The following is a 17,131-nucleotide window of genomic DNA, read 5'->3' on the forward strand; positions in this document are numbered from 1 at the left end:
CCGTCCATGTTGAGACGGTGCCCGCCAATCCGGAAGATGTCAGCACCATTGACGGGGTGATACGCGCCTTCTACGAGGTCGTGAATGTAGCCCCGGACGCACCGCGGCAGTGGGCCAGGGACAGGACGCTCTACGCTCCGTGGATCCACTTCGTCGCGATTGGGAGCAAGCTGACGGTGTTCGATCATCCGTCCTTCGTGGCACAAGCGGAGCCGCTGATGCGCGAGGGTTTCCGTGAGCCGGAGCTCCGCCGCATCGTGCACCGCTATGGCAACATTGCCCATGTGGCGTCCAGCTATGAGCTGCTCAGGCGCTCGGATGGCAGCCGGTATACTCGAGGCGTCAATTACATCCAGCTCTATTTCGACGGTCAGCGCTGGTGGATCGCAAGCGTGGTCTGGCAGGACGAGGACGCGGAGCACCCCATCCCACCGGAGCTCCTGCCACCCTCGCCGTAAGCCTGGGCTTGAGCCGGTGACTCCCTCAAGCGGGGACGGAGGCGGGCCCCCAGAAGGAGAGCCTCTGCTTGGCCGCGACGGTGGAGGAGCCGAGGAAGCAGAGGATGGCGCGGGTGGATTGATGCGGCGGCCGTGTTCTCCGTGCTGACGCGGCTCCTGGCTGTCGGTGGTCTCGGCATGGTGGTCACGGCGCTCGAGGCGCGTTGCGGAAGCGTGTCCCTCGATGGGTACGGTGGACGGGTGGGCGCCTTCCCACACCTCGCGGGTGCGTTCGCCGTGCTCGGTGCGGCAGGGGTAGGCCTGCCCGCCACAGCGGGGTTTGTCGCCGATGACCTCCTCCTTCATGCGGCCTGGGAGGAGAGCATCGTCGCGACCGCGGCGTTGATCCTCGCCAGCGTCCTGCTCGCGATCGCCACACTCCGGGGCTACACGCGAGTGTTCCTCGGGGCGCCGGTCCGCTCCGTTGCGCCGGACCTGCTCCTGCGAGAGCGCGTCGTCGTCGTGGGAATCATCACGGCGCTGCTCGTGCTGGGCATGGCGCCCCAGGTCATCATCGGCGGTCTGCCCCTTCCCTGAGGTCGGAGCAACCCTCCTGGCGGCGGGTTCGATGCCCGCTGTTCCCAAGGTGTGCGCCCCTCGCACCTTATGATTCCCGGACTGGGACTGTTGGAAAGCATTCACTCCCAGTATTGTTCCGCTCAAGTCCCAGAAAGAGGGGGTCCATGAGCGAGACCCGAGCGCCCGCCTTTTCCTTCAAGGTGGGGTCCTACGAGGCGGAGAGCCTGTCAGTCAGCCACATCTCGGGACGTGAGGGGCTCAACCGCCTCTACGAGTTCCAGGTGGATTTCCATCCACTGGAGGACGAGCCCCTGGAAGCGCAGGAGCTGTTGGGAGCCGAAGCGCTCCTGACGGTGCTTCTGCCCGAGGGGAGGACGCGTCATGTCCACGGGCGGGTGCGCGCGGTGGACACGCTGAGCCAGCAGGGAGGGCGTTGGCGGTACCAGGCCTCGGTGGTGCCCAGGGCCTGGTGGCTCACGCGGGTGAAGCGCAGCCGCATCTTCCAGGGCAAGACGGTGCCGCAGATAGTGAAGGCGGTGCTGGAGGAGGGGGGCGTGGAGGTGAAGCTGTCGCTGAGCGGCAGCCACGAGGCGCGTGAGTACTGCACGCAGTACCGGGAGACGGACTTCGCCTTCGTGAGCCGGCTCATGGAGTGGGAGGGCCTCTTCTACTTCTTCCAGCACACGGAGGACGGGCATGTGCTGGTGGTGGGAGACAAGCCCAACGTGCACGAGGCGCTGCCGGGCGGGGCCAAGCTGCCACTGCGAGAGAACGAGGGCCTGGCCGAGGACAAGGAGTACCTCTCCTCGCTGCAGCGGGTGCACCGGTTGAGGCCGGGCAAGGTGCACCTGAAGGACTACGACTTCGAGAAGCCCTCACTGGACGTGTCGGGCAAGACGCAGGACTCCAGCAACGGACAGGATGCGCTGGAGGTGTACGACTATCCGGGCGAGTACGTGGCGCCCGCGGTGGGCAAGGGCGCGGCGAAGGTGCGGCTGGAAGAGGCGGTGCAGGCGGCCCGCACGCTGGAGGGCGAGGGCGTGTGCCCGCGGCTGACACCGGGCTATCGCTTCGAGGTGGAGGACGCGGGCGTCCACGCCGGCGAGTACGTGGTGGTGGAGGTGGTGCACTCGGGCCAGCAGCCGGAGACGCGGGGGAGCAGGGAAGCGCTGGGCAACCTGTACCGCAACAGCTTCAAGTGCATGCCGTCCAGCGTGCCCTTCCGGCCCAGGCGTACGACGCCCCTGCCGCACATCCCCGGATTGCAGACGGCGACGGTGGTGGGGCCGGGGGGCGAAGAAATCCACACGGACGAGCATGGGCGCATCAAGGTGCAGTTCCACTGGGACCGGGAGGGCCAGCGGGACGACAAGGCCTCGTGCTGGGTGCGCGTGGGACAGGCGTGGGGTGGCCCGGCGTGGGGCGCGCTGTACCTGCCGAGAATGGGGCAGGAGGTGGTGGTGCGCTTCCTGGAGGGCAACCCGGACAGGCCGCTGATTGCCGGCACCGTGTACAACGGAAGCAACCCGACGCCCTACGCGCTGCCGGACGACAAGACGAAGTCCACCCTCAAGAGCGCCTCCAGCCTGGGCAGTGACGGCTTCAACGAGTTCCGGATAGAGGACTCGGCCGGAGAGGAGGAGCTCTTCGTCCACGGGCAGAAGGACGAGGACCTCGTCACCGAGGACGACAAGGACCAGCAGGTGATGGGCTACGAGGATTTGCTGGTGAAGAAGGAGCGCGCCCGCACGGTGGAGGGCAACCAGTTCCTCTTCGTTGCCCTCGAGGATGACAGCCTCGTGGAGGGTAACCAATCGCTGAAGGTGCTCGAGAACCGCACCACCAACACCAGCGGGAGTCACAGCGAGACGGTGGAAGGAAACCAGACCATCACCGTAGCGAAGAACTTCACGGCGATCGTCACGCAGGCGGCCTCGGAGTCGGTGGGGGCCGCCAAGGCCCTCACCATTGGCGCGGGCTACATCGTCAACGTGGCGTTGGCCTTCAACGAGGCTGTTGGCGGCCTCAAGTCCGAGCAGATTGCTGGAGCGCACACCGAGTATGTCATTGGCAGCCGCCAGGAGAGCGTCTCCAAGGACAGTGAGCGCAAGGTCTCCAAGGGGTATGCGACGGAGGTGAAGGGACAGCTCACCCAGACGGTGGGCAAGGACCAGAAGCAAGACGTCGGAGCCGAGTCCCAGCTGGAGGTGACCGAGGCTGTGGCCTGGCTGGCCAAGACGTTCTCCCTCAAGGCCGACAAGTTCTCGCTCATCGTCAACGAGAAGCTCATCCTCTCCATCGAGAAGTCCGGCAACGTCCAGCTCTTCGCCCAGTCGCTCACCCTGGAGGGCACGGACATCAAGATGAAGGGTGCCAAGATTCAGATGCTGGCCGCCGGCTCCCTCAAGGACAAATCCGCCAGCCTCAAGGACATCGAGAAGCTGGAGGACGCCAAGCCCGGCCCCATGGAGTTCCAGCTCAAGGGACCTGATGGCAAGGCCCTCGCGAACGTCGCCTATGAAGTAGAGCTGCCAGATGGCACCCTCAAGAAGGGCCGGCTCGATGGCAGTGGGCGCGCGAAGCTGGAGGACGTCCCCCCCGGCCAGTGCCGCATCTCCTTCCCGGACCTCGAGGCGGGCGTCTTCAAGAGCTGACGCTCCCTCCCCTTACCTCCCCTTCTTCCTCCTCTTCCCTACGCCATGAAGACCTATATCGTCCAGGACGGTGATACCCCCCAGGCCATCGCCTCCCTGTTTGGCTTCAAGCAATGGAGCAACATCTACGAGCACAAGGCCAATGAGAAGCTCCGTGGCCAGCGCGGCCCCAACGAGCTGAAGACGGGGGACACGGTCAGCATCCCCGACGCCTATGCCGAGGTGATGAGCGGTTCGAGCGCCCAGCTCCAGGCCTCGGAGCTGGTGTCCCTGCCACCGGTCGTCATCGACGCGCACATGCACATCATGAGCGGCAACTGCCTGCCGTTCCCGGTGCTCAACTACACCCAGCTCGAGGTCAAGGCCCGCTTCATGGCCAACCCCAGTGGCTCGCGCCGGACCCTCAATACGGTAGGCAATCTCTTCAGCTTCCTCCCCATGCTGCGCATCGCCGGCTGGTCCCACCGCTCGACGCTGAAGATCGGCCACGACACCGTCAAGAGCAACGACAGCCTCCCTTCCACCATTCGCAAGACCCCCTCTACCAAGCACCTGCGCGACGGGCAGAACTCCTTCCTGGGCATCTCCATCGCGCTTCCCATGGACATGGACCTCTGCCACCTCGATGGCTACAAGGGCAGGAGCGTCTACGAAGTAGAGCCCCAGCCCGATGGAGATCCGCGCTACACCTTCAACGTCCGGCTCACCGGGCGCCTCGACGAGCGCGAGGACAAGATCTACGCCCACCCCCTCGAGTGGCGCGCCTATCAGAAGTGGTCCGAGCAGGTGCTGGAGACGAAGCTGGCGTGCAGCTCCAAGCCCCTGCGGCTCATCCCCATGTACCACTACGAGCCGCGCCGCTTCATCCAGTGGACGGGCAAGAGCGCGACGCTCGCCGCGAACTGGGACGTCCCCTTCAAGCACGTGGCCACCCAGAAGAAGGAGGGCCTCTTCGCCGGCTTCAAGATGTACACGCCCCAGGGGTACACGCCCACCGACGAGCTCGTCCCCAGCCTGGAGAAATTCTTCGCCCGATGCGCCAGCGATGACATCCCCATCATGACGCACTGCACTCCCAGCGGGCACTACACGCACGACCGCAAGCTCTTCATCGACCTCGACCCGGCGGCGGCGGAGGGGCTCAGCCAGGAGGACAAGGACGCCTACAAGGAGGCCTCGAACAAGCGCGAGAAGTACCTCGATGCCAAGGAGCACCTCGCGAAGGCGGAAAAGAAGTTCGACGGCTACATGCGCCAGTACGGGCTACCCCAGGACGCCTATGCCTGGGGCATGCAGGGCGAGCTCACTCCGATGATGCCCGCGACGCTTCCCAGCGATCCCGAGTACTGGAAGGCCTACGACGAGTACCAGACGGCGCTCTCGGCCAACGACGAGGCCCAGGAGGCCTACGACGAGCTCGCGCGTGAGCTCCGCCTCACCCGGTCCGATCCCAAGCGCCTCAAGTACTTCAAGGAGAAGTATCTGCACCCGGACGCGTGGGCTCTGCTCATGCAGAAGAACCCCACACTGCGCCTGTGCCTGGCGCACTTCGCCTCCGACAAGCACATCTGGTGGGGCTACCACGACAACCCCGGTGGGCCGTGCCGGGACGGGGATGGCGTCACGTACGACCGCAACTGGGTCAGCGCCATCGTCGAGCTCTGCGAGAAGTACAAGCACTTCTACACGGACCTCTCGTACCTGCCGCTCATGCGCTCCATCACGTCGTACGACATGTCCGGGAAGGAGCAGAAGCGATACGAGAAGAAGGCGGACGCCGTGCGCTACTGGAGCGCCCTGGCGAAGGTGTGCAAGCACGAGCACATGCTCAAGAAGATCATGTTCGGCACCGACTGGTACATGATCCTCGCCGAGCCCATGGGCTATCAGGACTGGTTCAAGGAGGCCATGGAAGGGCTGGCGCTGGTGGAGGCGGAGTTGAAGCTGCCTCGCAAGGTCAACCTCTTCTACCAGTTCGCCATCGTCAACCCGATGCGCTTCTACGGCTTGGGGAAGATCGCCGACAACCTCAAGAAGGGGATCGAGACCTTCATGAACGGCCCCGAGGTGGACAAGCGCATGAAGAAGAAACACTTCCAGGACACGCCGGAGAAGCTCCAGCGCAACTACACCATCCTCAAGAACCTCGCGGCGGTCCTCGACACGTTGGAGAAGGAAGCGGGAGAGGATGGCGCCCTGCTCTATGAGGACCAGGTGCGTTTCGTGAACGTGCTCGCCGACTCTTGAACCGGGACTTCCATGTCTTCTCCCTCCGAGCTTGCCGTCCTCAGCAAGAGCCAGCCCTTCCCCGTGCCCGCCAGGAGCTACCCGCTACCGGTGGACCCGGACATGCTGGCCGTCCTCATCCCCACGCCCCAGCCCGGCGCGGTCGCCGCCATCCTGCTGGATGACACGCTGCGGCTGCTTCAGCTCGGCGACACCGAGGCCAACCTCACCAGGGTCGCCAAGAACTACATCCCCATGGTGTCCGCGGGAAACCTGGAGAGCGTCTCGCCCGCGGTACTGCCAGACACGTGCGTCTATCTCCAGTCCCGCTCGCTCATCCTCTACAACCTCGCCCGGAAGCAGCCCCAGTTGTTCATGATCACGCACTCGCTGGACGAGAGCGCCACCTGGGGCCGCTGGTTGTCGGTGGAGCCCCGGCGGATCGCCGTCCAGTTCCGGGATATGACGAACTACCTCGACACCGACAGGGTGCAGTTCCGCCTGCGCGTGCTCGACGTGAGCGGGCCGGAGGCGAAGAAGCTCGGCGAGCTCGACCTGGGCACCTCCGGGGACTTCGAGTGGGATGCCGGCAATGGGGTGCTGGTGTTGTGGCGGGACAAGCAGGTGCGAGCCTACGGGCCGGACCTGGCGGGCCCCATCGAGCACCCGCTGCTGGCCGCGCTCGGAGGTTTGGTGTCGGCAAGCCTCCAGCTGGATGAGCTGCGGCTTCATCCCACCCAACCCCTGGCCGTCTTCACCGTCCGAGGAAACGACCCCTCCGGCAAGGACGCATGCTCGCTCTGGCGAGCCACCTGGGCCGAGGGCAAGGCGAAGCTGGTGCCGCTGGCGGGCTTCTCCCCGCTCGAGAGCGTCCGCCTGGGCGAGTTCGCCCCCGAGGGCGGCTGGCTGGCGTACAGCAGCACGTCCAAGGGCCTCACGCGCTTCTACGTCCAACAGGTGGAGGAGACGCCGGGTCCCCCCTTGGCGATGGGCTCCGTCGAGAACGTGGACCTGCTGTGTTGGACACGTGCCCCCCTGGCCCTGGCCGCCCTGGCGCCCGATACCCAGACCGTCACCCGCTGGAGCTTTGCCCGACTGCCCGCCGCGAAGGGGGCAGACGCCAGGCCGCCCACGAAGTGAGGGGCCGGGCACGTGGCGGGCGCTCCGCCACCCCACGAGATGGCGCGGGTGGATTGCTTCTATCCCGCCTATACGCGACGGGGGCCAGGGGGCTCAGGGGAATGAGACGCGTTCGAGCACCATGGACTGAAGCCCCTCTGGCGTAGCGACCATCTCCCGGACGACGTAGGTGGCATGAGTGACGTCACCCGCCATGTCGAAGTCAATGTCGCCACTGGCGCCTTGGAAGTCCAGGTCGGCGCCGGCGTTCTGCGCGGCCCGCATGAATTCGTCGGCGCCGACCCCCACCATCACAGGCGTCGCCGAGTCGGGTCGTGACACGTCGCGCAGATGCGCGCGAACGGCGGCTGCGCTGTTCTCGCGCCCCTGGACCATGGCGAGCGCCGCCAGATAGACAGCGTCGTAAACAAACTCATACTCTGGCTCCTCGCCCACCGTGCGGCGGTAGGATTCGGCGAATTTGACGTAGTTGGGGCTGTCGAGGGGAAAGCTGGGAGCGGTGCTCCGCATCCCGACGAGGATTTCGGGCGGCGTGTTATCAATGAGGAGTTGACCGCTGTTGGCATCGCCGCCGTAGAGCGCGGGCCTGGGTACGGGATTGCGAACCTGAAGCGCCCTGAGGATACCGGCCGTGTCCTGCCCGAATCCGATGATGGCAATGGCTGGCGGGGAACCACTGGCCAGGAGTTGTTCCACCTCTTGCTCGAATCCTTCGAACTTCCCCACCGGATAGGAAACGTAGGCCAGAACCTGCCCTCCCGTTTGCTCGAAGCCGGTCCGGAGCACGGAGGCCAGGCCGTTGCCATAGGGATCGTCACGGTGGATGATGGCGAGTCCATCCATGCCATCCCTCCGGATGAGATTGGCCAGCACGAGGCCCTGTACAGCATCCGAGGGGGGCGTACGCCAGATCAAGTCGTTGTCGGCAAGACCGGTGATGGCTGGGGAGGTGGCCCCCGTGGCAATGAGAGGGACGCCACGCGCCACGACGGTATCCTTGACCGCGACGACATTGGCGCTGGCATCCGGACCGATGATGGCCACGACGCCGGCATCGGCGAGCTCGTTCACGGCGGCAACCGAGATGCTCGGGCTCTCGGGCAACCCCGTCCTGGTGTCGCGCAGGATGAGGTCCAGCTTCTTGCCGTTGACCCCTCCGGCCTCGTTGATCTCCTTGAGCGCCAGTCGTGCCGACTTTTCGGCCCCGAGGCCAATGAACGCCGACGGACCGCTGAAGGGCGCCAGGAACCCGAGGTGTATCGTATTTGGATCGGGCGGGGGGGGTGGGGGGGCCACCGAAAGGTCGCACCCGAGGAAGAGCAGAGCAACCACTGATGCCAGCCGCATCCCTGAGACCTTTCTACAGCTCGAAGCTATAGCTGATGATGGCATGTCGACCCCAGGCCGGTAGATCGACCCCTCCGAACCCAGGCTCGGCGCTTCGGGTATCCAGCAGGTTGTCGAGCCTGAGCTGCAGCGTGTGTGGCCCCCACGACTTGTAATAGGCGAGATCGAGCGACACGTACGCGGGCAGCTCGTAGGGGAGCAGGAGGTTGTCTCGGATGTTGGAAACAGAGGCGCGGCGCTGTGAGGCGAAGCGCAGCGCGGTCGCCAGGTTTCCCCAGACCAGGTGCCGGTACTGCCAGCGAAGTTGCGCGGACAGCCGTGGAAAGCGCTCCGAGGGATTGGAAACCTCACCGAGAAAGACGTCGGAGACCACCGTGTCGGTGTGCTGATACGCGGCGTTCGCGCTCAGGATGTGCCGGCCGCGAAACCACTTCGCCTCGGCCTCCAGGCCCATGCCATCCTGGTGTGCGATGTTCCTGGCCTGGAGATTGGCGCCCGTCGGCACGAGCTCCACCTTGTCGCTGACCCTGCCGAGGAACGCGTCCACCGTGAAGGCCAGCTCCGAAACCGGTCGCCAATGCACCTCCGCCTCGAGCAGGCGGGCCGTCTCGGGACGCAGGTCCGGGTTGCCAATCACTTCTCCCGGGAAGAGCGGTTGGGAATAGAGCTGCAGTGCCGCTGGGGCCTTGAACGAGGTTCCATACAACAACTTGGCGGTCATCCGCTCGCTCGGTGTCCAGACCGCGCCCAGCCGGTAGTTGGTGGACCCTCCGTAGATGTTGTGTTGGTCATAGCGGATGTTGGCCGTCACTCCCAGCACGTCCAGGGGATGAACGATCCCCTGCGCATAGACTCCGGTGTTGATGAAGAGCTTGTGCCCTGCTTCGGCGCTCGTGCGCGTCTCCTGCCCGGTCTCTCGGTCGACGGTGAAGATCTCGATCAAATCTTCATTGTCCCGGGTCCAGTCCACGCCCAGGGTCAGCGAGTCGTCCGTGAAGATGCGCCACCGCCCTTCGAGCACCGCGTCCCAGGCGTCGTAGCCGAACTTCCTGCGCGGAAACGTCTGGGGCGCGCCGGTGCTCAGCCGCTCGTCCTTGCTGGGGCCACCACTGGCGAAGGCGAGGCTCCCGGTCAGCGAAAGCCGCTCCACGGGGGTCACGTTGGCCCTGGCCCGTGCATCGACGGTGCGCAGCGCGACGCGGTTCTCATGGGTGAGCGTGCCAAAGTCCAGGAACTCGGCAATCGAATCGAGCTCGCCATAGCGCCCCGACAGCTCGCCCTCCACCCTCCCCTTGCGCAGCCGGACATTGCCGTACGCGCTGACATCCCGGGTGATCGCCTTGCGCGATTCGAGGTTGTCCGCGGACTGGAAGGTTTCGAACCTGGGCGACGAGCGCGGAAGTCTTCTTCCGTTGTAGTCGCTGTACAGGCCGGAGGCGCCCAGGGTCGCGCTCCACCACTCTCCTCCACCGATGAAGGCGCCGCTCAGTCCTACTCCCAGGTCGTCGTTCACTCTCACCCGCGCGCCACCCGTGGTCTCTGTTCGGCTCTGGCGGCTGATGATGTTCACCACGCCGAAAAAGGCGTTGGCGCCATAGAGCGCGGACACCGGACCCCGCACCACCTCGATGCGCTCCACCAGTTCGATGGGAATCAGCTGCGGCCCCAGGAGATTGGTGGTGTCGGAGCGGAATGACACCTGCTGCCCGTCAATCATCACCTTGAGAATCTTGCTGTACCCGCGCTGCCCCCCGGTGATGCCCCGTACCCCACAGTCGGCGGTCAGATAGTCGTCGATGCAATAGATGCCCGGCACCATCGTGAGCGCCTCGCCCACCGAGTTGAATCCCCAGCTGCGGATGTCCTCGCGGGTGATGACCGACACGATGGACGGCACCTCGCGCACGGTGGTCGGCTTCTTCGTCGGCGTCTCCACCTCGAGGTTCATCAAGTCCTCGAGGGACAACTCCTCTATGTCAATGGGCTTCTTCTCCGCCTCTGAAGGCTCCTCCGCCGCTCCTGGAGCCGCCACCATTCCCAAGGCCACCGCGAGCAGGGGAAGGACGGATTGGAACCGGGAGCTTCTGACGCGGCGGCTCCGTGCCCACCTCTTCATGAAGCAGCTCATGCTCCAACCCCCCCACGACGGACGGAGAGACTCGTCACGCCTTCCGCCCACCGCCTTCGACCCACTCGGATGGGGGGCCTCTGCCCCCGCTACGGAGGCCCGCAGACACCCCAGCAGCTGGCAATGAGTGATGGCCGAGGTTGACCGCACACGAACGGAACGGTGTGGCGGCTTCACGGGAACAGCAATCAGCCCCCGGGTCGGAGGACGGCGTCGTTCACTCCCGTACTTCGGACACCCGACCGAGAGCCTCGCCTCGAACGTCCCGGGGCCGGAGTCATGAGCAGCAACTCGAACCGCAGCCGCTCTCAACACGCCCCAACTCCCTGCCTCTCTCCTCATGCGTGGGCGGCCAGGGTTGGGGGCCCCCATGGGGTTGCTCCGTAAAGTGGTGGCCAATACCCAGCTTTTGAAGCACCCGATCCACGGTGGCGATGGCTGCGTCGACATCCTTCCAGTGGGCGACTTTCACTGACATCCGAAGCGACTCGTAATCGTCCCTGAGGTCACCGCAAACACCCATCCCAATACCAATCACGAGAATCCCCTGCTTCTTCAGTTCCGCTGCAACCATCAACCCAACCAGCGTAGCGCCCACCTCGGGGCATACCTCTGGGCCATCGTCGGCTGTAGGGACACACTCGGGCTCGCCCCAGCCAGACGGAGTCGAACGCCCCAGGACAATTCGCCGTCCGCCACCTCGCCCATGCACGCGGATGTAGGCGCTCGAGTCAGTGTCCTTCTTGCCGCAGAATAGCGGGGCGTCGATCCTCGGGCCTTCTGTGGACGCAATGAGAGTCTTGAGCTGCGCTGGCGATCCACCAGGGCCCGGGTCACACTCGTTGGCTTGGGCCTTCAAGCTAGCGCAGGACGTGGTGAAGGCCGTCGAGGCGATGCACACCAACACGAAAGGCAACGATCGGAGTCGGTCCATTCCATGGAATGTACTTGGCCAGCACCTCACCCAGGACAATGTCGGGGAGAGGTCTGTGCCAGCGCGGGGAGCGTCACCAGCGAGGCGGCGAGGAGGGTGAGCAGCCGGCACAGGCGACGGCATGGCCCGCGGGCAAGGCACATGGGGGAGACGCTCATCGGACGCTCCGAGGAGGATGAGTGCGGTGCATGACGCCAGTAGAGCCCTGAGAGGTGCCCCCCCTGGCGGGGCGTCTGGTTCGGCTTTATTTAAGCGAGACGTCTTGGAGTGCGGCAGAGGCCCCCCTGCAAGAACCCTCGTCAGTCCACATCGAAGAAGACCGAAGACAATGCCAATCACCGCCAAACCGACGCCCGCCAAGAGCCTGCTCTCCCCCAAGGACCATACGCTGATCCTGATCGATCATCAGTCGCAGATGGCGTTCGCGACCCACTCGATCTCTGCCACCGAGCTGCGCACCAACACCGCTCTCGTGGCGCATGCCGCCGCTGGCTTTGGGGTCTCGACCATCCTGACGACGGTCGCCGAGAAGAGCTTCTCGGGCCCGATCTTCTCCGAGATCACCGAGGCCTTCCCTCGCGCCGAGGTCACCGATCGCACCTCGATGAACACCTGGGAGGACGCCAATGTGATCAAGCGCGTCAACGCGATCGGCAAGGACCGGCTGGTATTCGCGGGCCTGTGGACGTCGGTCTGCATCGTCGGCCCGACCCTGTCGGCGCTCGATCAGGGCTATGAGGTCTATGTGATCGCCGATGCCTGCGGCGACGTCTCGGCCGAGGCGCATGCGCGCGCGATGGAGCGGATGCTCCAGGCGGGTGTCCGGCCCATGACCTCGCTCCAGTACATGCTCGAGCTGCAGCGCGACTGGGCGCGCGCCGAGACCTATGACCTGACCACCGGCATCGCCAAGAAGTATGGCGGCGCCTACGGCCTGGGCATCATCTACGCCAAGACGATGTTCGGTGCCTCGGAAGGTGGCCACCCCAAGGCGTCCTGACCGCTGCTCCGCAGGCCGCCCGCGCTCCCGCCCGAGCTCCGGCGGCCGGCCTGCGTCACTTCAGAGGAAGCCCGCCATGCCTGACACCCTGATCATCAATGCGAAGATCACAACGCTCGATCGCGCCAATCCCACGGCCGAGGCAGTCGCGATCCGCGACGACAAATTCCTGGTGGTGGGAGACGAGGCGACGGCTCGAGCCGCGGCCGGCCCGCGGGCGATCGTGATCGACGCCAAGGGACGCCGGCTGATCCCCGGGCTGATCGACAGCCACCTCCACGTCATCCGTGGCGGGCTCAACTACAATATGGAGCTGCGCTGGGACGGCGTGCCGACGCTGGCCGACGCGATGGCCATGCTCAAGAGGCAGGCCGAGAACACCCCGCCTCCGCAATGGGTGCGCGTCGTGGGCGGCTTCACCGAGCATCAGTTCGCCGAGAAGCGCCTGCCGACGCTCGAGGAACTCAACGCCGCCGCGCCCGAGACGCCGGTGTTCATCCTGCACCTCTATGACCGCGCCCTGCTCAACGCCGCGGCGCTGCGCGCCGTGGGCTATACCAAGGATACGCCCAACCCTCCCGGCGGCGAGATCGTTCGAGATGGTGCGGGCAACCCCACTGGCCTGTTGCTCGCCCAGCCGAACGCGATGATCCTCTATGCGACGCTCGCCAAGGGCCCCAAGCTTCCGCCCGAGTATCAGCTCAACTCGACCCGGCACTTCATGCGCGAGCTGAACAGCCTTGGCGTCACCAGCGTGATCGACGCGGGCGGCGGCTTTCAGAACTACCCCGAGGATTATCAGATCATCGAGAAGCTTCACCGGGACGGCGAGCTGACCCTGCGCATCGCCTACAACCTGTTCACGCAGAAGCCGAAGGACGAGCTCAAGGACTTCACGACCTGGTCAACGAAGGTGAAGCCCGGCGACGGCGACGACACCTATCGTCATAACGGCGCGGGCGAGATGCTCGTCTATTCGGCGGCCGACTTCGAGGACTTCCGGGTCGCCCGGCCCGACATGCCGCCCAGCATGGAGGCCGAGCTCGAGCCCGTCGTCCGACTGCTGGCCGAGCGACGCTGGCCCTGGCGGCTCCATGCCACCTACGACCAGACGATCGGACGCGCGCTCGATGTCTTCGAGAAGGTCAACCGCGACATCCCGCTCGCCGGCCTCCACTGGTTCTTCGACCATGCCGAGACGATCAGCGAGCGCAATATCGACCGGATCGCAGCGCTCGGCGGCGGCATCGCCGTCCAGCATCGCATGGCCTATCAGGGCGAATATTTCGTCGAGCGCTATGGCGCCAGGGCCGCCGAGGTGACCCCGCCGATCCAGCGGATGCTGGCGGCCGGCCTGCCGGTCGGCGCGGGCACCGACGCGACCCGTGTCGCGAGCTACAATCCCTGGGTATCGCTCTCCTGGCTCGTCACCTCGAAGACGGTGGGTGGTCTGCGCCTCTCCCCCGTAGCCAACCGGCTCGACCGTGAGACCGCGCTGCGCCTGTGGACCGAGGCCAACACCTGGTTCTCGAACGAGCAGGGCAAGAAGGGCCAGATCAAAGCCGGCCAGCTCGCGGACCTGGCGCTGCTGTCCGACGACTACTTCTCGGTGCCCGAGGACAAGATCGCGACGCTGCGCTCGGTGCTGACCATTCTCGGTGGGAAGGTCGTCTTCGCGGAGGGCGATGATGCGAAGCTCGCGCCGCCGCTGCCCAAGCCAATGCCCGACTGGTCGCCGGTCACGAGCTTCGGGGGCTATTGGCGGGCGCCCCAGGCCCACACGAAGCGGGCCTCGGTCTGCGGCTGTCAGAGCGCATGCACGCTCCATGGCCATGATCATGCCGCTGCCCTGGGGGCCCGTGTTCCGGCCGCCGACCTCCAGAGCTTCTGGGGTGCGCTCGGCTGCGGCTGCTGGGCTGTGTGAGAGGCCACATGCGCTGTAGCGGTCGAGCAGTCTCGAGAGCCGTTTGCGTTTCCGAGAGGCACTGGACATGACCCCGCCCGCTCGCACCTCCGCGCCGCCGCTGACGTGGCTGGCCCTGCTGCTGTCGGTGACGACCGGCCTGGTCGACGCAATCAGCGTGCTCGGGCTCGGCAAGGTCTTCACCGCTAACATGACCGGCAATGTCGTGTTCCTGGGCTTCGCGGTCGTCGGAACGCCGGGCTTCCACTTCCCGCCCTATCTCGCCGCGATGCTGTTCTTCCTGATCGGCGCATTGATCGCCGGGCAAACCGGGAGGGCGCAGCGCGGCAAGCCGCTGCGGCGCTGGCTGCTGCTCGCGGCGATGATTGAGACCCTGGCGCTCTGGCTCGCGGCCATCATCGCCACCGGGTTCGACATCGCGTCGCAGTCGCCCAGCGCCGCCCTCTACGCGATCATCACGCTGACGGCGCTCGCCATGGGCTTCCGCAATGCCACGATTCGCCAGCTCAAGATCCCCGAGGTCACCACCACCGTCCTCACGCTGACCCTGACGGGCCTTGCGGCGGATTCGACGCTGGCGGGCGGGACCAATCTCAACTGGGCACGCCGGCTGGGCAGTGTCATTGCGATCTTCGCGGGCGCGTCGCTCGGCGCCGCGCTGGTATTCCATGTCGGGCTGGTCGCCCCGCTGATTCTGGCCGGGTTCCTCGTGCTGGCCGGGACGGCCGTCTGCGCGCTGCATCCGGCATCGACGCAGCCGATCGGCTGAGCGGGTCAAATGTCGCCGAAAGCGTATCGGAGGGGATTCGCAGGACCCTCCCTTCCTCAGCCCTGCGCGGCAACCCGGACGAGCGCTACCAGAGTGGCGGTGAGATGAGGGACGAGCTGTGCGCGTGGCTGGGCGGCAAGGGCAAGCGGTTCGGACGCTCCAGGGCAGCGGCAGAACTGCGAGCCCTCGACCGCGACAAGCCAAATTGAAAGATCCCTTGCGCGCTCTGCGTCTCGTTCTTACGATGGCGCAGTCGATTTCCTCCTTGGAGGACCATTGCGCCTGAACTCCTGAATCCTCGGCCCTGAGCAGTTCCTTCTTTCCGCGTGCTCCACTTTCGCGCTCGGAACCGGATTCCGGAGTTCCCGCATGTCGTCGCTGTCCTCCCACACCCTGGGCCTTGGGTTTTGCTCGCCGAGCAGGCGTCCTTCGCGCGTGCGTCCGCGAGGCGCTGGACCTCCCGCGTGATCACGCGCTCCGGGTTCGTGCGAGCGGGCTGAACCCGCGGTCGGGGCGATCCAGCCCGGCCTGCCCTCGACCCGGAGTCGAACGTGTCGGGGAGGCGGAGGCCTTCGTCCAGTCGTCCACGACGAGCCTCTGACGCCATCCGTCTGTCTTCAACCTCGAGCACCCCGTTCCTTCGGGGATGCGTGCATCGGCCACGTCCGTTGCTGCCTTCTGCTCGGGGGCCTCGCTGCGATCGCGCCGACTCCGCACGCCCTCTGTCTGGCGACGGCGCGCTCGAGTCCACGACCTCCACCCAGAGGAATCCATCGATGCCGAGTCAATCGAGTTCAAGAGCACATCGAAATGCCAAGCACCCTGCCTCACGCGTCAATGTGCTGCCGAGCCCGCCGTCCGGGACGATCCTGGCAAACATCCATGAGCACCTGGCGAGGACAGGCGTCCCCTCGTACCGGTTCCGCCAGCTCGTCCTCGCCTTGCAACAGGGAGCCGAGAGCTTCGACGAGGTGCGAGAGCTGCCCGAGCCCCTGCGGCAGGACCTGAGCGCACACTTCGGCCGGACGATCCTGCCCCTCAGGATCATGTCTGTGCAATCCGAGGAGCAGGTCGAGAAGGTCCTGTTCGAAACGCAAGCAGGTGCGCGACTCGAGACGGTGCACTCGCGTTATCGCGCCGGGTGGTCGTCGGTCTGTGTGTCCTCCCAGGCGGGATGCGGGCTCGGCTGCACCTTCTGCGCCACGGGCGCCATGGGCTTCGTGCGGAATCTGAGCTCCGACGAGATCTGCGCACAGGTCGTTCACCGGCGCTGGAGGACGGAGGCGTCGACGGTGCCCGATAGCGTCGCCTTCATGGGCATGGGTGAGGCATTGGCGAACCCGAGTGTCTTCACCGCGCTGCAGGTGCTCACGAGCGAGGGGTTCGGCGGTCTTTCACCGAGACGCATCACTGTCTCGACCGTGGGGGTCGCACCCAACCTGGAGCGGCTCACGCGCGAGCATCCCCAGGTCACGATCACCCTGTCTGTCCACTCGCCATTCGCAGCGCAGCGCGCGGAGCTCATTCCGCTCGAACGCCGCTACTCCCTGGAGGAGAACCTCTCGATACTCGACAAGCACGTGGTCGACGTGCGTCGAAAAATCTATCTGGCGTACCTGCTCATCGCAGGCGTCAACGACTCCGTCGACCACCTGAAGGCGCTCGCCCGGCTTGTCGAGGCTCGCTCACGTCCGGAGCTCTTTCACGTCAGCGTCATTCGATACAACGACGCCTTCGGCGCGGCTCCCTCCTACCGAGCGCCGACGTTGGAGCACGTGACCGGGTTCGTGGCGCAGCTCCAGGCCAGCGGGGTTCACGCGACGCGCAGACAGCAATTCGGTTCGTCCATCGATGCCGCATGCGGCCAGCTCCATGCGCGTACGGCCCTGTCCGCGCCCACGACCGCCAGGTGACGTCAGCCCCCGTGGACTCCGCGGCTGCCCACGAGGGGGCTCCAGCTGCTGCAACGAAGAGCCGCTGTCTCATCCATCGA

Annotated in this window: 11 protein-coding genes; 9 read left to right on the forward strand and 2 right to left on the reverse strand. The window is 65.8% G+C overall.

Annotated elements, in window-relative coordinates; all coding sequences use genetic code 11:
- The first annotated feature begins 17 nt into the window (after positions 1-17).
- The 5 genes from OV287_RS45970 to OV287_RS45990 all read left to right on the forward strand — a co-directional run bounded on the left by OV287_RS45970 (position 18) and on the right by OV287_RS45990 (position 7,036).
- Positions 18-458 carry a hypothetical protein gene (locus tag OV287_RS45970; protein ID WP_267540404.1) on the forward strand — a complete coding sequence of 147 codons (441 nt, stop codon included), beginning with the start codon at positions 18-20 and terminating at the stop codon, positions 456-458.
- 132 nt (positions 459-590) lie between these two features.
- Positions 591-1,034 carry a proton-conducting transporter transmembrane domain-containing protein gene (locus OV287_RS45975; protein WP_267540405.1) on the forward strand — a complete coding sequence of 148 codons (444 nt, stop codon included), beginning with the start codon at positions 591-593 and terminating at the stop codon, positions 1,032-1,034.
- 146 nt (positions 1,035-1,180) lie between these two features.
- A complete protein-coding gene (locus tag OV287_RS45980) occupies positions 1,181-3,670 on the forward strand; it encodes a type VI secretion system Vgr family protein (RefSeq protein WP_267540406.1) in 2,490 nt (829 codons plus the stop codon).
- Between the two features lie 45 nt (positions 3,671-3,715).
- Positions 3,716-5,917 carry an amidohydrolase family protein gene (locus OV287_RS45985; RefSeq protein WP_267540407.1) on the forward strand — a complete coding sequence of 734 codons (2,202 nt, stop codon included), beginning with the start codon at positions 3,716-3,718 and terminating at the stop codon, positions 5,915-5,917.
- Between the two features lie 12 nt (positions 5,918-5,929).
- Positions 5,930-7,036: a hypothetical protein gene (locus tag OV287_RS45990; RefSeq protein ID WP_267540408.1), complete on the forward strand. Its 1,107-nt coding sequence runs from the start codon at positions 5,930-5,932 to the stop codon at positions 7,034-7,036.
- Between the two features lie 93 nt (positions 7,037-7,129).
- Here the strand turns inward: OV287_RS45990 and OV287_RS45995 are convergent, their stop codons facing one another.
- Both OV287_RS45995 and OV287_RS46000 read right to left on the reverse strand, forming a co-directional pair.
- Positions 7,130-8,383 carry an ABC transporter substrate-binding protein gene (locus OV287_RS45995; protein ID WP_267540409.1) on the reverse strand — a complete coding sequence of 418 codons (1,254 nt, stop codon included), beginning with the start codon at positions 8,381-8,383 and terminating at the stop codon, positions 7,130-7,132.
- A gap of 13 nt (positions 8,384-8,396) precedes the next feature.
- Complete coding sequence (locus OV287_RS46000; RefSeq protein ID WP_267540410.1) at positions 8,397-10,499, reverse strand: TonB-dependent receptor plug domain-containing protein; 2,103 nt, start codon at positions 10,497-10,499, stop codon at positions 8,397-8,399.
- 1,274 nt (positions 10,500-11,773) lie between these two features.
- On the opposite strand from OV287_RS46000, the gene OV287_RS46005 reads away from it, so the two are divergent.
- The 4 genes from OV287_RS46005 to OV287_RS46020 all read left to right on the forward strand — a co-directional run bounded on the left by OV287_RS46005 (position 11,774) and on the right by OV287_RS46020 (position 17,051).
- Positions 11,774-12,445, forward strand: a complete 672-nt coding sequence (locus OV287_RS46005; RefSeq protein WP_267540411.1) for a hydrolase — start codon at positions 11,774-11,776, stop codon at positions 12,443-12,445.
- 76 nt (positions 12,446-12,521) lie between these two features.
- Positions 12,522-14,369, forward strand: a complete 1,848-nt coding sequence (locus OV287_RS46010) for an amidohydrolase (RefSeq protein ID WP_267540412.1) — start codon at positions 12,522-12,524, stop codon at positions 14,367-14,369.
- A 67-nt stretch (positions 14,370-14,436) separates the two neighbouring features.
- A complete protein-coding gene (locus tag OV287_RS46015) occupies positions 14,437-15,138 on the forward strand; it encodes a YoaK family protein (RefSeq protein WP_267540413.1) in 702 nt (233 codons plus the stop codon).
- A gap of 839 nt (positions 15,139-15,977) precedes the next feature.
- A complete protein-coding gene (locus tag OV287_RS46020) occupies positions 15,978-17,051 on the forward strand; it encodes a radical SAM protein (RefSeq protein ID WP_267540414.1) in 1,074 nt (357 codons plus the stop codon).
- Positions 17,052-17,131: the final 80 nt, after the last annotated feature.

Origin of the sequence: Archangium lansingense, assembly GCF_026626635.1 — a bacterium.
Lineage (GTDB): Bacteria > Myxococcota > Myxococcia > Myxococcales > Myxococcaceae > Archangium > Archangium lansingense.